The organism is Dehalobacterium formicoaceticum (assembly GCF_002224645.1).
Taxonomy (GTDB): domain Bacteria; phylum Bacillota; class Dehalobacteriia; order Dehalobacteriales; family Dehalobacteriaceae; genus Dehalobacterium; species Dehalobacterium formicoaceticum.
Window position 1 is genome coordinate 614470 of sequence record NZ_CP022121.1, and the last position, 16040, is coordinate 630509.

Genomic DNA, 16040 nt, shown 5'->3' on the forward strand with positions numbered 1-16040 from the left:
AGATAATGAATTACGGAATTATAGCAATCTTAAGGAGGATGCTTTATGCTGATAAAGTATGTATTTCAAAACTTCCGCTCCTTCAAGGGCAAGACCCAACTGAATATGGGAGCAGGACCACAGCGGACTTTGGACGAAAATCTCATCCGCGAAAATGGACTTCGTATCCTTCCCTCTGCTGTCATATATGGTTCAAACGCCAGCGGAAAATCAAATATTATTATGTCCCTGGCACTGATGCGGGAGATCGTATTACAAGGTTCTCTTGATGCTTCGTCTCCAGATTTGAATAATCTTGAATTATACCCCTTCGCCCACAGTCCGAAACAAAACCCCATGTTATTTGAAGTGGAGTTTTCAAACGAAGGCTCTCATTTTCTATATTCCTTTGAAGTCATGACCAAGCTGTTTGACAAGGGAAAACGCCAGATTACATCGGAACAGCTATGGATAGACAGCAACAAGGGAATGATACAGATTTTTGAGCGCGACCTGCAAAAGGTTACTATCAAACGGGATAAGAAAGTGCTTTCCCTTATACAGTATAATGAAAAGCTGCTGGCAGAATTTGAAAACAAAATCAATAAAAACCTTGACCCAGCTGAGTTATTTTTAACACATGCGTTCAAAACCGTTGTCAGCAGCGAAATTGCCGATAAAGTAATTGATTTTTTTAAAAACAAGCTGATTGTGGTAAGTGATTTTACCCTTAAGAAAGCAAACCTGACATTTTCTGCGACCGATATGCCGGATAAAGATTTCCTTGCATGGAACAAAACACTTGACGGCTTTGTAAAAAACGCGGATTTCGGCCCTCAGCGAATCCTGTTCAAATCCCAAAAATCGGAGGATGAGCATTCCGCCGATATGCAGCTTGTTTCTATCTACAAGTCCGGCAAGCGGGATATAATGGTTTCCGCTGAATTGATGGAATCAAGGGGAACCTTGAAGCTTTTGGATTTTGCCATTCCCTTTGAAAACTTATTCACGAAGGGAGGCATATTCGTACTGGACGAATTTGATGCGGCAATCCATCCTGAATTGATAAAAGGCATCATCGCTCTTTTCAATGATCAATCAGTAAATAAAAAAGGGGCACAGCTTATTTTTACTACACATAACCCGATTTATCTGAGCAACAAGATATTCCGGCGTGATCAAATCAAATTTGTCGAAAAAGATAAGGACACCTTTGAAAGCACCGTTTATTCGCTGGCTGATTTCGGTTCCACAGATGTCAGGAATGACCAGAACTATCTGTTAAATTATTTTAAAGGAAAATACGGTACACTTCCGTATATTGACTTTTCCAAGCTTTTTAACGAAGAAGCAAAGGAGGAAGAATGATGTACCGTAAAACTTACTTTTGCGTCTGTGACGGCCAGCAGGAAGAAATGTACCTAAAGCATGTTGCATTTCTTTTGAAAATATTTCCGGAACGGGTTGTTACCTTCAATACGACACGCGGTTCCGCTGAAAGACTTAAGAAAAACTACACAGAGTATGATAACGCCGCTCTGTTTGACTATGATTTCAAGGACACGGAGTTTCGTCAAAACATAATAATATGTGAACAGCTCCGAAGAAAAAGCCGGAGAGAAAAGGGAAAAAATGTTTACCACGCATACAGCAATGTGAACATAGACTTGTGGTTTATTCTTCATAAAGAGGATTTTAACAGACCGGTTGCTTCAAATGGTGCTTACGTTGTTGATGTACGCAGAATATATGGGTTGAACCGAGAGGCGGATATTAAAGAAAGGGCTAATCTTGAAAGGATACTAAGGCAGATTACCCTTGAAGATGTAAGACATGCAATCAGGCGGGCAGATCAAATCCGGGCCGGGAAATTGGAATCTGACTGCTTTATGGTAGATTCTGTCGCCTGCTATGGCAATCCGGACTTTTCCCTTCATGATTTTCTAAAAATTGTCCTTCAGGATTGCGGGGAACTATAAAAGCAAAGAAGATGCGAGAATTTAATTATTTATAGGTTCATGTCGTGAGAAAGGTGCTTATTATATGACCAATTTTATTGATGTATTGACAAAAGATATAACTATAAATGTACTAATAGGTTTCTTCTACTCTGCTTTATTAGGACTGTTAGTATTCATTTTGACTGATATAAATGGAAAACGAAACAATATTAGAAGAATGGAAATAGATTTAACAAAATATACATTTGTTTCACAGTCGATAAATAATTCGTTAACGAACATTTCGCAAATAGATGGAGCCGATTATCGTCGCTTTTTTGGAGATATTTTAGACGGAAAACAAATTCAAATGTCAGATTATAAAAATGTTTACGAATTTATTATATTTGATAAGATTCCTGAATTACCTGCTTTAGGCGATTATCTTGTAAGTAAATTTATAGACAAAATGGAAAACAGTATAGAAGAAAATAAAATTGAAGAACTCCTTGATTTATTAAAGCAAACTAATAAAGAAAAAGAAAACTATATTAATAAGCGTAATTTGTTTCTTATAAGGTATGAGGATATAAATAGGAGAATAAAAAGACTAAACGAAAGATTAGATTACTATAGATTTTTAAGCAAACAATTAATTGCTTTTGAGAATCCTAATAAGAATAATGAATCACAGATAGTAAGACATTTACATGTTTTCAGATATTGTACGGATTCGATAATACAAGAAGCAAAAACTATTCTAAAAACATTACAACTGCTAGACGATGCTATAATGAGTAAAAAGCGTGATATTAAGCAGGAAATAAATCAAATAGATAAGAATTACAATATTGTCTTTAAAATATTGGTTGGATGTTTGATAGTATGTGGAATTTTGTTATTGGTTGCTTAGACTGATGTCAGGAATATAAAATTAATAACTGAGGAATTAAACTATGATGAAAATACTAGATATTGATTTGGACTTTTTTTTAAATAAAATTGCATATGATGTTGATGATACATGTGGGCTGAGATTAAGCTCAGAAGAATATTTAGTTGATTCTAAGGAAAATGTGAAACTGTTTTTAGAGAAGCAATGCGGATTATCATTGGAAAATAAAGTTCCAGGTAAAGTAGTAAATCACCATAATGAGGCATTATACGTATGGAATGAGATGATAAAAAATCACTTATTAAAAAAACCTTTTAACATTACTCACGTTGACGCACATCCAGATCTTTGGTTTGGAGATTGTTCAATAACTTATATTATGACAGAACTTACAAGATTACCTTTAGCTAATAGAAACTATATTGAAGATGTTGACGAGAGTAAAATCAAATGTGGAAACTATTTAATTTTCGCTATAGCTTTAGGGTGGGTTGATTCATTGGAATTTGTATATCATGAAAAATGGGAAGGTGAAGATTTACATAAATGGTTTTTTAAAGATTTTGACTTTAGAACATTACAAATAGAACTGAAAAACTTTAGTTATGAGGTTTATAGAGATAATATGGATAGGCTAAAACAAATTACTCCGTTAAATATTGACCCCGCTATTCCATTTAAGGCCGTACCAAAACAAAGTTTTTTAAATAACGATAAATACGATTTTGTTATATTAAGTAAATCTCCAGGTTATACTCCCGAAACAGCAGATTCTTTAATTCCAGTTATTCAAGAGTATTTCACGGACATTTAGTATAAGAACGTTCTTAATGTGAATGTGATTAAAGGGGGGAGATATATTGAAAAAACCGAGTATCGAAATTTCTCGCATGGGAGTTCCACAAGTAAAAAAGAGTTGTTTGAGGGAAATTATAAAAATGTTTGTTTATGTTGCAGTTGCAATTATATTCTGTATATTATTTTTTTATTCATTCAAGTATTTAGAATTGTATATCAGAAATATATATAGTGTAAAACCTTATAATGAAGCTAATACTGCAACTTGGATTAGTTCTGTTGCATCATATTGGGGTGGAATAATTGGTGGAGCAGTATCTGGGATGATTTCGCTGGGTGGAACATTCATAATAATTAATTACTACAGAAAATCAGATATATCTAATAGACAAATCTCAAATCAACCATTCTTAAATATAAAGCTATTAGATAATTATTCTAATAAGCCAGCTAATATAAATGATTTTCTGCATCTATGCGATATCGGGAAAGGTGATAGAATTATTTATACGCATATTGAGCTAAAAAATGTGGGTAAAAGCTTTGCAAGAACAGGTGTGTATTATAATGGTAGCAATTTTGGAGGAAATGCATTTCAATATATTGTGGAGGCTGGTGAGACTCTTGAAAAAAAAGTTTTGATAGGAATTAAATACAGCAATCAAGATGTGGAAGCAAGCCTTGGAATCATGTTCTTCGATTGTTTTATGAATGAGTATATACAAGTGTTTAATTTTAAAGTAGATGGTAATACGAAAAACGTTAATGTTGAAGCTGATTATCCGAATTTAACCCAATCAGCTTTTAAGTAATACAATCTTTATTATTATTCTTAATAATCAATGTTTTAATAAAGTAGTTAAAGGTGTTGATAAAAGAAACAATGCCTTTTTCTTTTGCCCAAAAATAAAGAAAGGAGCTTTGCTTTTATGAAAACCTATCAGGTGGAATCAAAGAAACCCTTTGCCAGTGTGGAGTTTGCTGCACAGGAAAAGAAAGTGTACTCACGAAACAGAAATAAGAAGCACTGTGGCTTGGAGCGATGACCTCCGGCCTTTTCTTTTCGGCAGGTTTTTTTTAAGAACAATCGTAACCCACACCCAACACAAGACCGATGTCTTGTGTTGCAGCAAGCACTGAATAATGCCAGCATTATTCGCTTGTCAGGGATAATCCCTGAAACCCTTAACAGAACAGGAGGTTCTATATGCTCAAAAGAAGCATCAAAATAACGTTTCGATTGAATGCCAAAGAACAGCAATCTCTTGTTAAGCAGGTAAAAAAATCCGGACTTTCACAGGAGGCTTTTATTCGTTCCCTTATTAACGGCTACATACCCAAGGAATTGCCCCCTCCCGACTATTTTTCCATGCTGCGGGAACTTCACGCCATCGGCAGCAACTTGAATCAGATTGCAGCAAAGGCCAATGCCACCGGGCATATCGACAAAACGGTGTTTCAATATGAAGCCAACCGACTCAGAAAGGCGGTACAAGATATTATAGAGGCGGTTACAGCGCCTGAAAGGAGGGCTGACAATGGCAACCACAGCGATATGGGATGTAACCGACCGCCTTGACCGGGTAATCGACTACGCCACCAACCCTCAAAAGACAGAGAACCTTGACTTTTCCAGTCCTGACTTTCGAGGCTTGCAAAATGTCTTAGCATACACACAGCAGGATACCAAGACCGAAAAGCAATTCTATGTAACCGGCATCAATTGCGACCCGACCACTGCTTGTGAACAAATGTCGCGGACAAAGCTCCAATTCCAAAAAACAGACGGCATTCTCGCCTTCCACGGCTATCAGTCTTTTGTTCCGGGAGAAGCTACACCGGAAACTGCCCACGCCATCGGTGTGAAACTGGCGCAGGAACTGTGGAGCGAACGCTTTGAAGTGATAGTTTCCACTCATCTTGACAAGCATCATCTTCATAATCATTTTGTCCTCAATTCCGTATCCTTTACGGACGGCAAGCGGTATTACGACAACAATGCCACTTATACCCTCATGCGGCAGACCTCCGACCGTCTGTGCCGGGAATACTCTCTATACGTTATCGAAAACCCGCAAAAAGGCAAATCCAGGCATTACGCCGAATGGAAAGCCGAGCAGGAAGGCAAACCCACCTGGCGTGGCCTCATCCGCGAGGATGTAGATAAAGCAATCTCAGCGTCCATGACCTTCACGCAGTTTATTGCCACCCTCCGCAAACAGGGCTATGAGGTGAAAACTGGAGTGAAATACATGGCGGTGCGTCCTGCGGGCAAGGAGCGTTTTGTCCGCTTGAAAACTTTGGGAGACAATTACACCGAAGAAGCCATAAAGCAGCGTATTCTTCAAAACCGTGCCCCGAAGCGGCCACAAGCCCTGCCCGAACCTAAGAAAAAACGTTATACTATTCGAGGCGGTGCAAGCCTTAAAAAAGTAAAAAAGCTTACTGGCTTGCAAGCGCTCTATTTTCACTACCTTTACAAAATGGGCATCTTGCCCAAGCACCGCGCGTCCAATAAACGGACGCATTTTTTATTGCGCGAGGATATCCGGCACATGGAAGAAATCACCGCTCAAACCAAACTACTCTGTACACACCGCATTGAAAACAAAGAGCAGCTTCTCACATTTCGAAACAGCCTGGAGCAGGAAATGGCAGGCTTGTACGACACCCGGAAATCTCTTTACAGCCGAATCCGCCGATGCAAAGACGATGAACAGATAACGGTATATAAGGAACAGATCGCCGGACTTTCGAAAAAGCTGTCCCTGCTCCGGAAGGAGGTGAAGCTATGTGCGGGCATCCTGTCCCGTTCTGAAGAAATGAAGCAGAAACTGCATCAAATAAAACAGGAAGAAATCCAGCAAAGAAAGGAGGAAAAGGCATATGAACAGCGGAGCCGACGCAGCGGACCAAATCATCAATATGAGTCTTAAAGGGATTGAGGTGATGGCTAAAATCTCCGGCGAGGGAGCAAAAAACCTTGCCACTTATCTCTATGCCGTTTTGAAAGACCAAAAAAAGACTAAGGGAAAAGCCCGTCTGGAAGCACTTTTGCGCAGCGGCAAGGAACTGAAAGTCTTTGCGGTCAAGAACGAAGACCTGAAGAAATTCACTCAGGAGGCTAAACGCTACGGCGTCCTCTATTGCGCCCTCCGTGACAAAAATGACACGGACGGCATGTGCGACATCATGGTACGGACCGAGGATGCCTCCAAAATCAACCGTATTGTGGAACGCTTCAAGCTGGCCACCGTGGATACGGCAAGCATCAAGAGCGAAATTGAAAAATCCAGAGCCGCCAAGCAAGCGGAAAAAGCAGCCGATGAAAAAGCTCCTACCGAAAAAGGAACGCCCGCTGAAAAAAGTGCAGATGATTTTCTGGACGAACTCATGGCAAAGCCCGAACAGCCGGAGCCGGTAAAGGAGCAGCCCGACAACCCAAACCCCACGACGGCGACGACGGAGAAATCCCATCCGTCCGAGCCTACCTCAGAGCGCAGCGGGAAAGCCGCCGAGGGTGCTATTGAGCCGCCAAGGAGATCCGTCCGCCAAGAATTATGGGAAATTAAGGCCACTCAAAAGGAACAAGCGGCACAGCCCAAGCGGGAGCCTGCCCGAGAACAGCCAAAAACCACAAAACAGAATGTCAAACCCAGCAGGCAGCAAAACAAATCCAAAAAACCAAAATCGAAAGCGAGGTAAGTTTTATGAGTAGTTTCGATGATCTTTTCCGGCAGAAAAACGAACAGCCTGCTTCCCGAAACGACCAGCCTTTTGACAAGGAGGCATGGAAACAGCAAAAGCAGGAACAGCGGGAAACGGTTTACGCCATGATCGACGATACAGCACTAACCGTGGCACAAGATGGTGCTGCCTTCCAGAAGTACCTGGATGTGCAAAGCCGTTTTGACCGCTACAGCGTAGCCAACGCCCTGTTGATCCTTGCACAGAAGCCAGATGCCACCCGTATTGCGGACTTTGACACCTGGAAGGAGCAAGGTGCCTATATCCGCAAAAAGGAAAGCGGCTTCTACATCTTGGAGCCGGGCGAGGAGTACCAGCGCGATGACGGCACCACCGGCATCAGTTACAATCCCAAAAAGATGTTCGATATTGCGCAGACCGGGAACAGCCGCAAACGGGAAACCCCGACCTATCCCGATGACCGCACCCGTATCAAAGCGCTGATGGCCCATACACCCGTGCCGATCAGTATCAGCGATACCCTGCAGGAAGGCACAAACGCTTTGTACCGTCCGGAAGCAAGAGAAATCCAAGTCCGAAAGGGCATGGACGCAAGCAATATCTTCCGTGCCCTTTCCCAGGAGCTTGCCCACGCGGAGATGGATAATGGAGACGGAAGCTACAACCGTTCTACTCATGCCTTCCACGCTTATTGCGTGTCCTATATGCTCTGTAAGCAGTATGGTGTGGACACAAACGGCTATCGCTTTGACCGCGCTCCACAAATGCTGGAGGGCTTAGACGCACAGGAGATCCGCACCGAGCTTTCTGTCATCCGCGAAGCTGCCAGTGAAATTTCCGGCAGGATGAACCGGATGCTGGCGCAGCAAAGACAGCAAAAACGGCAGGAGCCGGAACGATAGGAGGGATTGCCAATGAAGGAAGAAGAAAGGGTGCTTACCCTGGACGATTACGAATACGGCGTTGTCGTAAACGCTTTGAACGAAATGCGCAACGACTTGATTAAAGAAGAACGACCCACCGATGCCGTGGATGAGCTTCTTCTCAAAACTATCGACGCCCCAACCAAAAAAGTAAAACGAAGGAACCATGATGAAGCGCGCTGAAACCGCAAGAAGTAACCTGATACTTTTTGCGGTTTTTTTAATTCCGGTGGTATGGGCGGCTTTGCTTACCGCCCCTTCCCTGTCGGGCGGACTTCCCGAAATCCTTGCCAATCTCACGGCGGCAATGAACAACCCGTTTCATATCCGATGGGTGGACGATTCGTTAAAGTGCATCCTACTTTTTGTCACCGCCTATTGTCTGGGCATCGGGATTTATCTTTCCACCAAACGCAATTACCGGCGAAGGGAGGAACACGGCAGCGCTCGCTGGGGCGGCGCGGCGGCTGTCTGCAAGAAATACCGGGACAAAGACCCTCAGAAAAACAAAATCCTTACACAGAATGTCCGCATCGGCCTGGACGGAAGGAAGCACAAACGGAACCTGAATGTGCTGGTGGTAGGCGGCTCCGGTTCAGGCAAGACGAGATTTTACGCAAAACCCAACGTCATGCAGGCCAACACCTCTTTTGTCGTCCTCGACCCGAAAGGAGAAATCCTGCGGGACACAGGGAACTTACTCAAAACCAAAGGTTATGAAATCAAAGTGCTGGATTTAATCAACATGCACCTGTCTCATTGCTACAACCCCTTTGCCTATTTGCAGGATGATAAGGATGTGTTAAAGCTGGTGACAAATCTGATTAGAAACACTACCCCTAAAGGCTCCAACACTAACGATCCCTTTTGGGAGCGCTCCGAAACCGCGCTACTGGAGGCATTGATTCTCTACCTGCTCTATGAAGCGCCACCGGAGGAGCAAAACTTCCCAATGGTCATGGAAATGATCGCCGCCGCTGAAGTCCGGGAGGATGACGAAACCTATCAAAGCCCCCTGGATGAACTGTTTGAACGGCTGGAAATGCGCGAGCCGGAGCATCTGGCGGTCAAGCAGTACAACATCTTCAAGCTGGCGGCAGGCAAGACAGCCAAAAGCATTCTTATTAGCCTGGGTGTGCGACTGGAGAAATTCAATCTGGCTTCCATCGCCGGAATTACAACCACAGACGAATTGGAGCTCCCTTCTATTGGAGAACGCAAAACGGCACTTTTTGCCGTAATCCCTGATAATGACAGCAGTTTCAATTTTATCGTTGGAATGCTCTACACACAGCTTTTCCAAAGCCTTATGTATCTTGCCGATTATCATCATGCAGGACGCTTGCCCATCCATGTCCATTTTGTCATGGACGAATTTTCCAACGTCGCCTTGCCGGATGAATTTGACAAGCTGCTCTCCACCATGCGTTCCCGCGAAATATCGGTTTCTATTATCCTACAAAACCTGGCGCAATTAAAAGCCCTTTTTAAGGACACATGGGAGTCCATCGTCGGAAACTGCGACGAATTTCTGTACCTTGGCGGCAACGAGCAGTCCACCCACAAGTATGTGTCCGAGCTTTTAGGCAAGGAAACTATCGACACTAATACCTATGGGCTGAGCAAGGGCAGAAACGGTAGTTATTCCACCAATTATCAGCAGTCCGGTCGGGAGCTTCTCACCCCCGACGAGGTAAGGATGCTGGACAATCGTTACGCCCTGCTGTTCATCCGGGGAGAACGGGCAGTGATGGACGACAAATACGATATTCTCAAACACCCCAATCTGAAACTGACCGTTGATGGCAACGGTGAACCATTCCGACACGGAGGTGTGGAAAGTGCCCTGGACTGGAGAACTGTGCTATTGAACGAAGGAAGCGATTACGAGCTTCTCTCTGAGGATGAACTCGAAACCTTAATGCAATCTTGAAAAACAATATATGGAGGTATGATCTTATGAAAATGTCCAAGAGAACCAAGATGACTTTTGCCATCTACTGCGCATTGGTACTAATTGTTACTCTCTTTGCCGCACCGGCCTACGCTGCAAATGATCCGCTGACCGTCGTCAACAACCTGTCCAACTTCATATTCGGGCTGATCCGGGCTATTGGGATGATTCTTTTAGGCTTCGGCATCGTGCAGATCGGCCTTTCCCTCAAATCCCATGACCCATCCCAAAGGGCCAACGGCTTCTTGACCCTTGCGGGCGGCGTTATCATCACCTTTGCAAAGGAAATACTGAACCTCATCGTAGGAGGTTGATCGCTATGTTTAACAAATTCCCCATCAATGAAAAAATGCACATACATTCACTTGACGGCGAACTGCGGGAAGCTACCATCCTAAAGAGGCTGGGTGACAACGATTATCTTGCCGAATACAACGGCGTCAAGTGCCATGCAATTTACAACCCCTTTGTCAATAAATTCTATGTGGATGACAAGTATGGCGTCATCAGGGACAAATTGCCCGGCAGGGATGAACCATGCCGTTAACAATCACAAAGGCAGGCCCGCGCTTCATGCGCGGGCTTTGCTTTGAAATGAGGTGAGTTTATTTGGGAAGCGGCAACTGGGTAATTGATAATTTGAACAATGCACTGGAAACCTGGAATAACAAACTGGCGGAGATCTGGCAGCTTGTGACCCAATCCCCCACGGAATTCAAAGGCGGCGGTATCTGGAACGTTATTGTGAATATACACGGAGCGCTGCAGGCCATCGGCCTTGCCCTGCTGGTACTGTTTTTCGTTATCGGCGTGGTCAAGACCTGCGGCAGTTTTGCAGAAGTCAAAAAGCCCGAACACGCCTTAAAGCTATTCATACGTTTTGCCCTGGCAAAAGCTGTTGTAACCTACGGGCTGGAGCTGATGATGGCACTATTAGACATTGTACAGGGGATTATCTCCACCATTATGAGCAGCGCAGGCTTTGGCACAACAACCGAATCTGTTTTGCCAGACACCATCGTGCAGGCCATTGAGAATTGCAGCTTTTGGGAAAGTATCCCGTTGTGGGCGGTGACGCTGATCGGTGGCCTGTTTATCACGGTACTGTCCTTCATTATGATTATGTCGGTGTATGGGCGGTTTTTTAAATTGTATTTATACACGGCAATCGCCCCTGTGCCTTTGGCCTCCTTTGCCGGAGAACCGAGCCAGAGCATCGGCAAATCCTTTTTGAAAGGCTATGCCGCCGTCTGTCTGGAAGGGGCGATCATTGTGCTTGCCTGTGTCATTTTTTCTGTCTTTGCTTCCTCCCCGCCGGTGGTGGATACCAGCGTCAGCGCTGTCACAATGGTATGGTCCTATGTAGGAGAGTTGATCTTCAATATGTTGGTGCTGGTCGGAGCAGTGAAAATGGCCGACCGGGTGGTGCGGGAGATGATGGGATTATAAGGGAGATCGGGTATTACAGTCCGTATCCTCATATATCCTTGAACTGAACACCCTCCCCATAAACAACAGGCTCCCCTGTTCTTGGATCAAGCAAATCCCCATGCTCGTTAAACTGAATTTTGTCAAGAGGTACGCCCATCTCTCTTGCCCGTCGGATTTGCCATGCGGCATCATCTTCAAGGTATTTCTCATCACGTTTGCGTCGTATCGCCTTTATAAGCGACACAATCCAGCTTAACATGGTCAAGCCAAGCAGCGAGAAAAGAATGATGAATGCTAAAGTCTCATGTTCTCCTGCCCACTTGTTCAGCACGGTACTGAACAGTAGGAAGCAAAGAATGGGAATCGTCAGCCGGATTTTTCCGGCTACTTTAAATATAAAAGAGAGAATGAGCAATCCCGCCGTAATGCAAAGTGAAATAATTGCTGCAATTGGCATAATGGACACTCCTTTCCATGTAGTCTGTATATTTCCATTATCACATATGTAAAAGAGAAATGGAAGACTGTCCCAATTACAGACTATTTTATCTCCTGCTCCAGATTGGAGAACAAGTCGCAATCAAAAAAATCTCTAACACTGATTCCCAGTCCGTCGCACAGCTTTTTAATAGTGGCAATCCCCGCATTATAGGTTGTGCCGCTTACTATATCATTTACAGTCGATTGTGTGACGCCTGAAATGTTACTGAGAGCGTTGATTGTCAGATTTCGTTCCCTGCACAATCTTTCAATGCGTTTGGTTACTGCTTGAGAAATATTCATTGTATCACCTCTAAACGTTATTCCGTTAATCAAAGAATATCAATTTACACTCTATATGTTTAACGGAATACCGTTGAAATAGACATAGAGGTAACTTATACTAACGGTATATCGTTAAGATTAGGATTCTTCAACGTGAATAAAGCAAAAGGGGGTTTTAGTTTGAAACATGAAAATTACAATAACGAACTGGAAAAAGAGAAAGAAAAACTTAACAGGCTTGCGGATAAAGCCTTGGAAAGTGGTATCCCTCTCACACAGGATGAAGCATTTATGGCTCAGAACCGCAAGGTAGATGAGTTGATAGTAAAAATACAAATGGAGAAGGAACGACACCGAAATAAACAGCGGGAACGATAAGTCAAGCAATCCAATAGCGCTTAGTTAGATATGAGGCGCTATTTTTATTTGGAGGTGATTGAGTTTTGGAAGTCAAGATTAACCGGGAAATCCGGGATTATACCGAAAGCATGTTTTTTGGACTGTCTCTACGGCAGTTCATTTTTTCTGTTCTTGCCGTTGGGATAGCCGTGGGCATCTACTTAGGTCTGCGGAGTTACTTCGGCACGGAAACCGTAAGCTGGATGTGCATTTTGGGAGCTGCCCCCTTCGCGGCGCTCGGCTTTATCAAGTACCACGGTATGACGGCAGAGCAGTTTCTATGGGCGTATATCAAATCGGAATTTCTCATGCCTAAAAAACTGACCTTTTATCCGACCAACATTTACTTTGAAGCGCTCAAAAACGTTATTGCAAATCATGAAAAGGAGGAATTGAAACGCCATGATTAAGACCCTGCAAAAAATCATGAAGCAGGACAAGGAACGGTTTATTGTGCCCAAAGGTGTCCAACAGGCAATTCCCATCAGCGCTATCTGGCCGGATGGGATTTTTCGCGTGGGCAACAAATTTTCCAAATCCTATCGCTTTGAGGATATAAACTATGCGGTAGCATCCAAAGAAGACAAGGAAGCAATGTTTTTGTCCTATTCGGAGCTTTTAAATTCCTTTGACAGCGGAGCAACCACCAAAATCACCATCAACAACCGCAGACTGAATAAAGCCGACTTTGAAAGCTCCATTCTGATCCCGTTAAAAGATGACAGGCTGGACGAGTACCGCAGAGAATATAACCGGATGCTTTTGGATAAAGCCACAGGCGCAAACAGCATTGTGCAGGATAAGTATGTCACCGTATCAGTAATGAAGAAAAATATTGAGGAAGCAAGGAACTACTTTTCCCGCATCGGCACCGACTTGATTACCCATTTTTCCCACCTGGGATCAAAGTGTGTGGAACTGGACGCCACCGACCGCCTGCGTATCCTGCACGATTTTTTCCGCGCTGGAGAAGAAACGGACTTTCATTTCGACCTGTCCGCTACCATGAGAAAAGGACACAATTTCAAGGATTTCATCTGTCCTGACACCTTTGAATTTGAAAAAGATCACTTCCGTATTGGAAACAAATATGGGCGTGTCATCTTCCTGCGCGAGTATGCCAGCTACATCAAGGACAGCATGGTATCCGAGCTTTGCGACCTGAACCGCAATATGATGTTATCGCTTGACATTATCCCTATTCCAACCGATGAAGCCGTGCGGGAAGTGGAAAATCGGCTGCTCGGTGTGGAAACCAACATTACAAATTGGCAGAGGCGGCAGAATCAAAGCAACAACTTTTCTGCTGTTGTGCCTTACGACATGGAGCAGCAGCGCAAGGAAAGCAAGGAATTTCTCGACGACCTGACCACCCGCGACCAAAGGATGATGTTTGCCGTTTTGACGATGGTGCATATAGCAGACAGCAAAGAGCAGCTTGACAGCGATACAGAAACCCTGCTTACCAACGCTCGAAAGCATCTTTGCCAATTTTCTACCCTGACATTCCAACAAATGGACGGACTGAACACAGTGTTGCCCTTTGGCCTGCGGAAAATTGACGCCATCCGTACACTGACTACAGAAAGCACGGCAGTATTTATCCCGTTCCGGGCGCAGGAGATTTCCCACAGTGGTGGTATCTACTATGGTCAAAACGTTATCAGTAAAAACATGATCATTGCCAACCGTAAGCACCTGCTCAACGGAAACTCCTTTATTTTAGGTGTTTCCGGCTCCGGTAAGAGCTTTACCGCCAAGAGGGAAATCGTCAATCAAATTCTTTCCAGCGATGACGACATCATCCTGATTGACCCGGAGCGCGAATACTCATCGCTTGTCAAGGCGATGGGCGGCGAAATTATCCATATCTCGGCAACCTCTCCGAATCACATTAACGCAATGGATATGAGCAAAGACTACGGCGACGGCGCAAACCCAGTCATCCTCAAATCCGAATTTGTCCTTTCCTTGTGCGAGCAGTTAATCGGAGGGCATAACCTGGGCGCAAAGCAGAAATCTTTAATTGACCGCTGCACTGCCAGCGTCTACCGGACGTATCTGCAAAGCAATTACCGTGATAAGCTGCCAACCTTGCAGGACTTTCATGCGGAGCTGCTGAAACAGTCGGAACCGGAAGCACAGGAAATCGCCCTTGCTATCGAGCTGTTTACCAGCGGCAGCCTGAACACCTTTGCCAAGCCTACCAACGTGGATGTCAACAACCGCCTGATTTGCTATGACATCCTTGACCTGGGCAAGCAGCTCCTTCCCATCGGGATGCTGGTGGTTCTGGACAGCATCTTGAACCGTATTACACAGAACCGTGCGAAAGGCAAAAACACCTTCATTATCATTGATGAAATCTATCTGCTGTTCCAGCATGAGTACAGCGCCAACTTCCTGTTCACGCTCTGGAAGCGTGTCCGAAAGTACGGCGCTTTTTGTACGGGAATCACTCAAAACGTGGACGATCTTCTGCAGAGCCATACGGCCCGCACCATGTTGGCAAACAGCGAGTTTATTGTCATGCTCAACCAGGCTTCCACGGACAGAATGGAGCTTGCCAAGCTCCTGAACATTTCCGACCTTCAGCTTTCCTACATCACCAACGTGGATGCGGGGAACGGTCTGATTAAGGTGGGCAGTTCCCTTGTGCCCTTTACCGATCAATTCCCGCGCAATACCAAGCTCTATAACCTGATGACCACCAAGCCGGGCGAACAGGCCCAAATCTGACAGAACCTTATACATGCAAACGGCTGGCCGTACCTTCGGTCAGCCGTTCATCTATCTTATGAAGGAGGAAAACACAATGGAAACCATACGGTTTGCAAGTAAGGAGCATAAGGCTTTTTATTGCGAAATGCTTATTAAAACCCGCAATGACGACGCCTATCATCGGGCATTTTTCTATGCGATGGGAATTTGTGCTGAGACAAGACGCAATATTCGATCACTCTTTGACTTCAAAAACGGCGGAATTAACCCGGATGGTCTTTCGGACCCGTGGCAGACGGGCAGTACGCGCCGCCTGTGCCGCTTGGCCTTTAACCTCTGGAACGGCTTTACGGAGGAAGGAAAAGAAAACCGTTCCACACCCTATGAGTTGTTTGACTGCGGCTTTGCACCGTACTTTTTTGAGGCTATCCGTCTGCGCTATCCCGAATATTGCCGAAGCATGGAGTGCACCATCCGTCAATCCGCAATGGAACGGTAAAATCAGCAAAATTTTGAAAGGAGGCGCG

General features: G+C 44.3%; 20 protein-coding genes. 18 read left to right on the forward strand and 2 right to left on the reverse strand.

All coding sequences use genetic code 11. The features are described 5' to 3' along the window. Positions 1–45: 45 nt before the first annotated feature. The 14 genes from CEQ75_RS03055 to CEQ75_RS03120 all read left to right on the forward strand — a co-directional run bounded on the left by CEQ75_RS03055 (position 46) and on the right by CEQ75_RS03120 (position 11646). Positions 46–1347: an AAA family ATPase gene (locus CEQ75_RS03055; protein ID WP_089609025.1), complete on the forward strand. Its 1302-nt coding sequence runs from the start codon at positions 46–48 to the stop codon at positions 1345–1347. Continuing rightward, positions 1344–1958 (forward strand): RloB domain-containing protein, encoded by a 615-nt coding sequence (locus CEQ75_RS03060; RefSeq protein WP_242965362.1) that lies wholly within the window; start codon positions 1344–1346, stop codon positions 1956–1958. The genes CEQ75_RS03055 and CEQ75_RS03060 overlap by 4 nt, the downstream gene beginning before the upstream one ends. Positions 1959–2022: 64 nt before the next feature. Continuing rightward, positions 2023–2832 (forward strand): hypothetical protein, encoded by an 810-nt coding sequence (locus CEQ75_RS03065; RefSeq protein ID WP_089609027.1) that lies wholly within the window; start codon positions 2023–2025, stop codon positions 2830–2832. 43 nt (positions 2833–2875) lie between these two features. Then, positions 2876–3628, forward strand: coding sequence for a peptide arginase family protein (locus CEQ75_RS03070; RefSeq protein ID WP_089609028.1), 753 nt, complete (start codon positions 2876–2878; stop codon positions 3626–3628). A gap of 46 nt (positions 3629–3674) precedes the next feature. Next, positions 3675–4424 carry a hypothetical protein gene (locus CEQ75_RS03075; protein ID WP_089609029.1) on the forward strand — a complete coding sequence of 250 codons (750 nt, stop codon included), beginning with the start codon at positions 3675–3677 and terminating at the stop codon, positions 4422–4424. Between the two features lie 395 nt (positions 4425–4819). After that, positions 4820–5191, forward strand: a complete 372-nt coding sequence (locus tag CEQ75_RS03080; RefSeq protein ID WP_089609030.1) for a plasmid mobilization protein — start codon at positions 4820–4822, stop codon at positions 5189–5191. Then, positions 5151–6548: a relaxase/mobilization nuclease domain-containing protein gene (locus tag CEQ75_RS03085; RefSeq protein ID WP_089609031.1), complete on the forward strand. Its 1398-nt coding sequence runs from the start codon at positions 5151–5153 to the stop codon at positions 6546–6548. Before CEQ75_RS03080 ends, CEQ75_RS03085 begins: the two co-directional genes overlap by 41 nt. Next, positions 6499–7317 carry a PcfB family protein gene (locus CEQ75_RS03090; RefSeq protein WP_089609032.1) on the forward strand — a complete coding sequence of 273 codons (819 nt, stop codon included), beginning with the start codon at positions 6499–6501 and terminating at the stop codon, positions 7315–7317. Before CEQ75_RS03085 ends, CEQ75_RS03090 begins: the two co-directional genes overlap by 50 nt. Positions 7318–7322: 5 nt before the next feature. Then, the gene (locus CEQ75_RS03095) at positions 7323–8222 is read left to right on the forward strand and encodes an ArdC-like ssDNA-binding domain-containing protein (protein WP_089609033.1); all 900 of its coding nucleotides are present in this window, start codon (positions 7323–7325) and stop codon (positions 8220–8222) included. A 12-nt stretch (positions 8223–8234) separates the two neighbouring features. Further along, on the forward strand, positions 8235–8426 hold the full coding sequence (locus CEQ75_RS03100; RefSeq protein WP_028308845.1) for a hypothetical protein: 192 nt from the start codon (positions 8235–8237) through the stop codon (positions 8424–8426). After that, positions 8413–10176, forward strand: coding sequence for a VirD4-like conjugal transfer protein, CD1115 family (locus tag CEQ75_RS03105; protein WP_089609034.1), 1764 nt, complete (start codon positions 8413–8415; stop codon positions 10174–10176). The genes CEQ75_RS03100 and CEQ75_RS03105 overlap by 14 nt, the downstream gene beginning before the upstream one ends. Before the next feature lie 26 nt (positions 10177–10202). Next, positions 10203–10511 (forward strand): TrbC/VirB2 family protein, encoded by a 309-nt coding sequence (locus CEQ75_RS03110; protein ID WP_089609035.1) that lies wholly within the window; start codon positions 10203–10205, stop codon positions 10509–10511. Positions 10512–10516: 5 nt separating this feature from the next. Beyond that, positions 10517–10744 (forward strand): hypothetical protein, encoded by a 228-nt coding sequence (locus CEQ75_RS03115; protein ID WP_089609036.1) that lies wholly within the window; start codon positions 10517–10519, stop codon positions 10742–10744. A 62-nt stretch (positions 10745–10806) separates the two neighbouring features. After that, positions 10807–11646 carry a VirB6/TrbL-like conjugal transfer protein, CD1112 family gene (locus CEQ75_RS03120; protein WP_089609037.1) on the forward strand — a complete coding sequence of 280 codons (840 nt, stop codon included), beginning with the start codon at positions 10807–10809 and terminating at the stop codon, positions 11644–11646. Positions 11647–11674: 28 nt separating this feature from the next. Here the strand turns inward: CEQ75_RS03120 and CEQ75_RS03125 are convergent, their stop codons facing one another. Then, positions 11675–12085, reverse strand: a complete 411-nt coding sequence (locus CEQ75_RS03125) for a hypothetical protein (RefSeq protein ID WP_198306618.1) — start codon at positions 12083–12085, stop codon at positions 11675–11677. Positions 12086–12168: 83 nt separating this feature from the next. After that, positions 12169–12411 (reverse strand): helix-turn-helix domain-containing protein, encoded by a 243-nt coding sequence (locus tag CEQ75_RS03130; RefSeq protein WP_089609038.1) that lies wholly within the window; start codon positions 12409–12411, stop codon positions 12169–12171. Positions 12412–12573: 162 nt separating this feature from the next. Between CEQ75_RS03130 and CEQ75_RS03135 the strand changes: the two genes are divergently transcribed. The 4 genes from CEQ75_RS03135 to CEQ75_RS03150 all read left to right on the forward strand — a co-directional run bounded on the left by CEQ75_RS03135 (position 12574) and on the right by CEQ75_RS03150 (position 16012). Further along, the gene (locus tag CEQ75_RS03135; RefSeq protein WP_028308840.1) at positions 12574–12771 is read left to right on the forward strand and encodes a hypothetical protein; all 198 of its coding nucleotides are present in this window, start codon (positions 12574–12576) and stop codon (positions 12769–12771) included. Positions 12772–12836: 65 nt separating this feature from the next. Continuing rightward, on the forward strand, positions 12837–13202 hold the full coding sequence (locus CEQ75_RS03140) for a PrgI family protein (RefSeq protein ID WP_028308839.1): 366 nt from the start codon (positions 12837–12839) through the stop codon (positions 13200–13202). Continuing rightward, positions 13195–15531: a VirB4-like conjugal transfer ATPase, CD1110 family gene (locus CEQ75_RS03145; protein WP_089609039.1), complete on the forward strand. Its 2337-nt coding sequence runs from the start codon at positions 13195–13197 to the stop codon at positions 15529–15531. The genes CEQ75_RS03140 and CEQ75_RS03145 overlap by 8 nt, the downstream gene beginning before the upstream one ends. A gap of 76 nt (positions 15532–15607) precedes the next feature. Continuing rightward, positions 15608–16012: a DUF6075 family protein gene (locus CEQ75_RS03150; protein ID WP_089609040.1), complete on the forward strand. Its 405-nt coding sequence runs from the start codon at positions 15608–15610 to the stop codon at positions 16010–16012. Positions 16013–16040 lie beyond the last annotated feature (28 nt).

What these genes read in the sequence shown, in the direction of transcription:
- CEQ75_RS03115 (WP_089609036.1), top strand. Translation starts at nt 10,517, where the DNA reads ATGTTTAACAAATTCCCCATCAATGAAAAAATGCACATACATTCACTT.
- CEQ75_RS03085 (WP_089609031.1), top strand. Translation starts at nt 5,151, where the DNA reads ATGGCAACCACAGCGATATGGGATGTAACCGACCGCCTTGACCGGGTA.
- CEQ75_RS03095 (WP_089609033.1), top strand. Translation starts at nt 7,323, where the DNA reads ATGAGTAGTTTCGATGATCTTTTCCGGCAGAAAAACGAACAGCCTGCT.
- CEQ75_RS03105 (WP_089609034.1), top strand. Translation starts at nt 8,413, where the DNA reads ATGAAGCGCGCTGAAACCGCAAGAAGTAACCTGATACTTTTTGCGGTT.
- CEQ75_RS03080 (WP_089609030.1), top strand. Translation starts at nt 4,820, where the DNA reads ATGCTCAAAAGAAGCATCAAAATAACGTTTCGATTGAATGCCAAAGAA.
- CEQ75_RS03125 (WP_198306618.1), bottom strand. Translation starts at nt 12,085, where the DNA reads ATGCCAATTGCAGCAATTATTTCACTTTGCATTACGGCGGGATTGCTC.
- CEQ75_RS03055 (WP_089609025.1), top strand. Translation starts at nt 46, where the DNA reads ATGCTGATAAAGTATGTATTTCAAAACTTCCGCTCCTTCAAGGGCAAG.
- CEQ75_RS03060 (WP_242965362.1), top strand. Translation starts at nt 1,344, where the DNA reads ATGATGTACCGTAAAACTTACTTTTGCGTCTGTGACGGCCAGCAGGAA.
- CEQ75_RS03070 (WP_089609028.1), top strand. Translation starts at nt 2,876, where the DNA reads ATGATGAAAATACTAGATATTGATTTGGACTTTTTTTTAAATAAAATT.
- CEQ75_RS03110 (WP_089609035.1), top strand. Translation starts at nt 10,203, where the DNA reads ATGAAAATGTCCAAGAGAACCAAGATGACTTTTGCCATCTACTGCGCA.
- CEQ75_RS03150 (WP_089609040.1), top strand. Translation starts at nt 15,608, where the DNA reads ATGGAAACCATACGGTTTGCAAGTAAGGAGCATAAGGCTTTTTATTGC.
- CEQ75_RS03130 (WP_089609038.1), bottom strand. Translation starts at nt 12,411, where the DNA reads ATGAATATTTCTCAAGCAGTAACCAAACGCATTGAAAGATTGTGCAGG.
- CEQ75_RS03100 (WP_028308845.1), top strand. Translation starts at nt 8,235, where the DNA reads ATGAAGGAAGAAGAAAGGGTGCTTACCCTGGACGATTACGAATACGGC.
- CEQ75_RS03145 (WP_089609039.1), top strand. Translation starts at nt 13,195, where the DNA reads ATGATTAAGACCCTGCAAAAAATCATGAAGCAGGACAAGGAACGGTTT.
- CEQ75_RS03065 (WP_089609027.1), top strand. Translation starts at nt 2,023, where the DNA reads ATGACCAATTTTATTGATGTATTGACAAAAGATATAACTATAAATGTA.
- CEQ75_RS03090 (WP_089609032.1), top strand. Translation starts at nt 6,499, where the DNA reads ATGAACAGCGGAGCCGACGCAGCGGACCAAATCATCAATATGAGTCTT.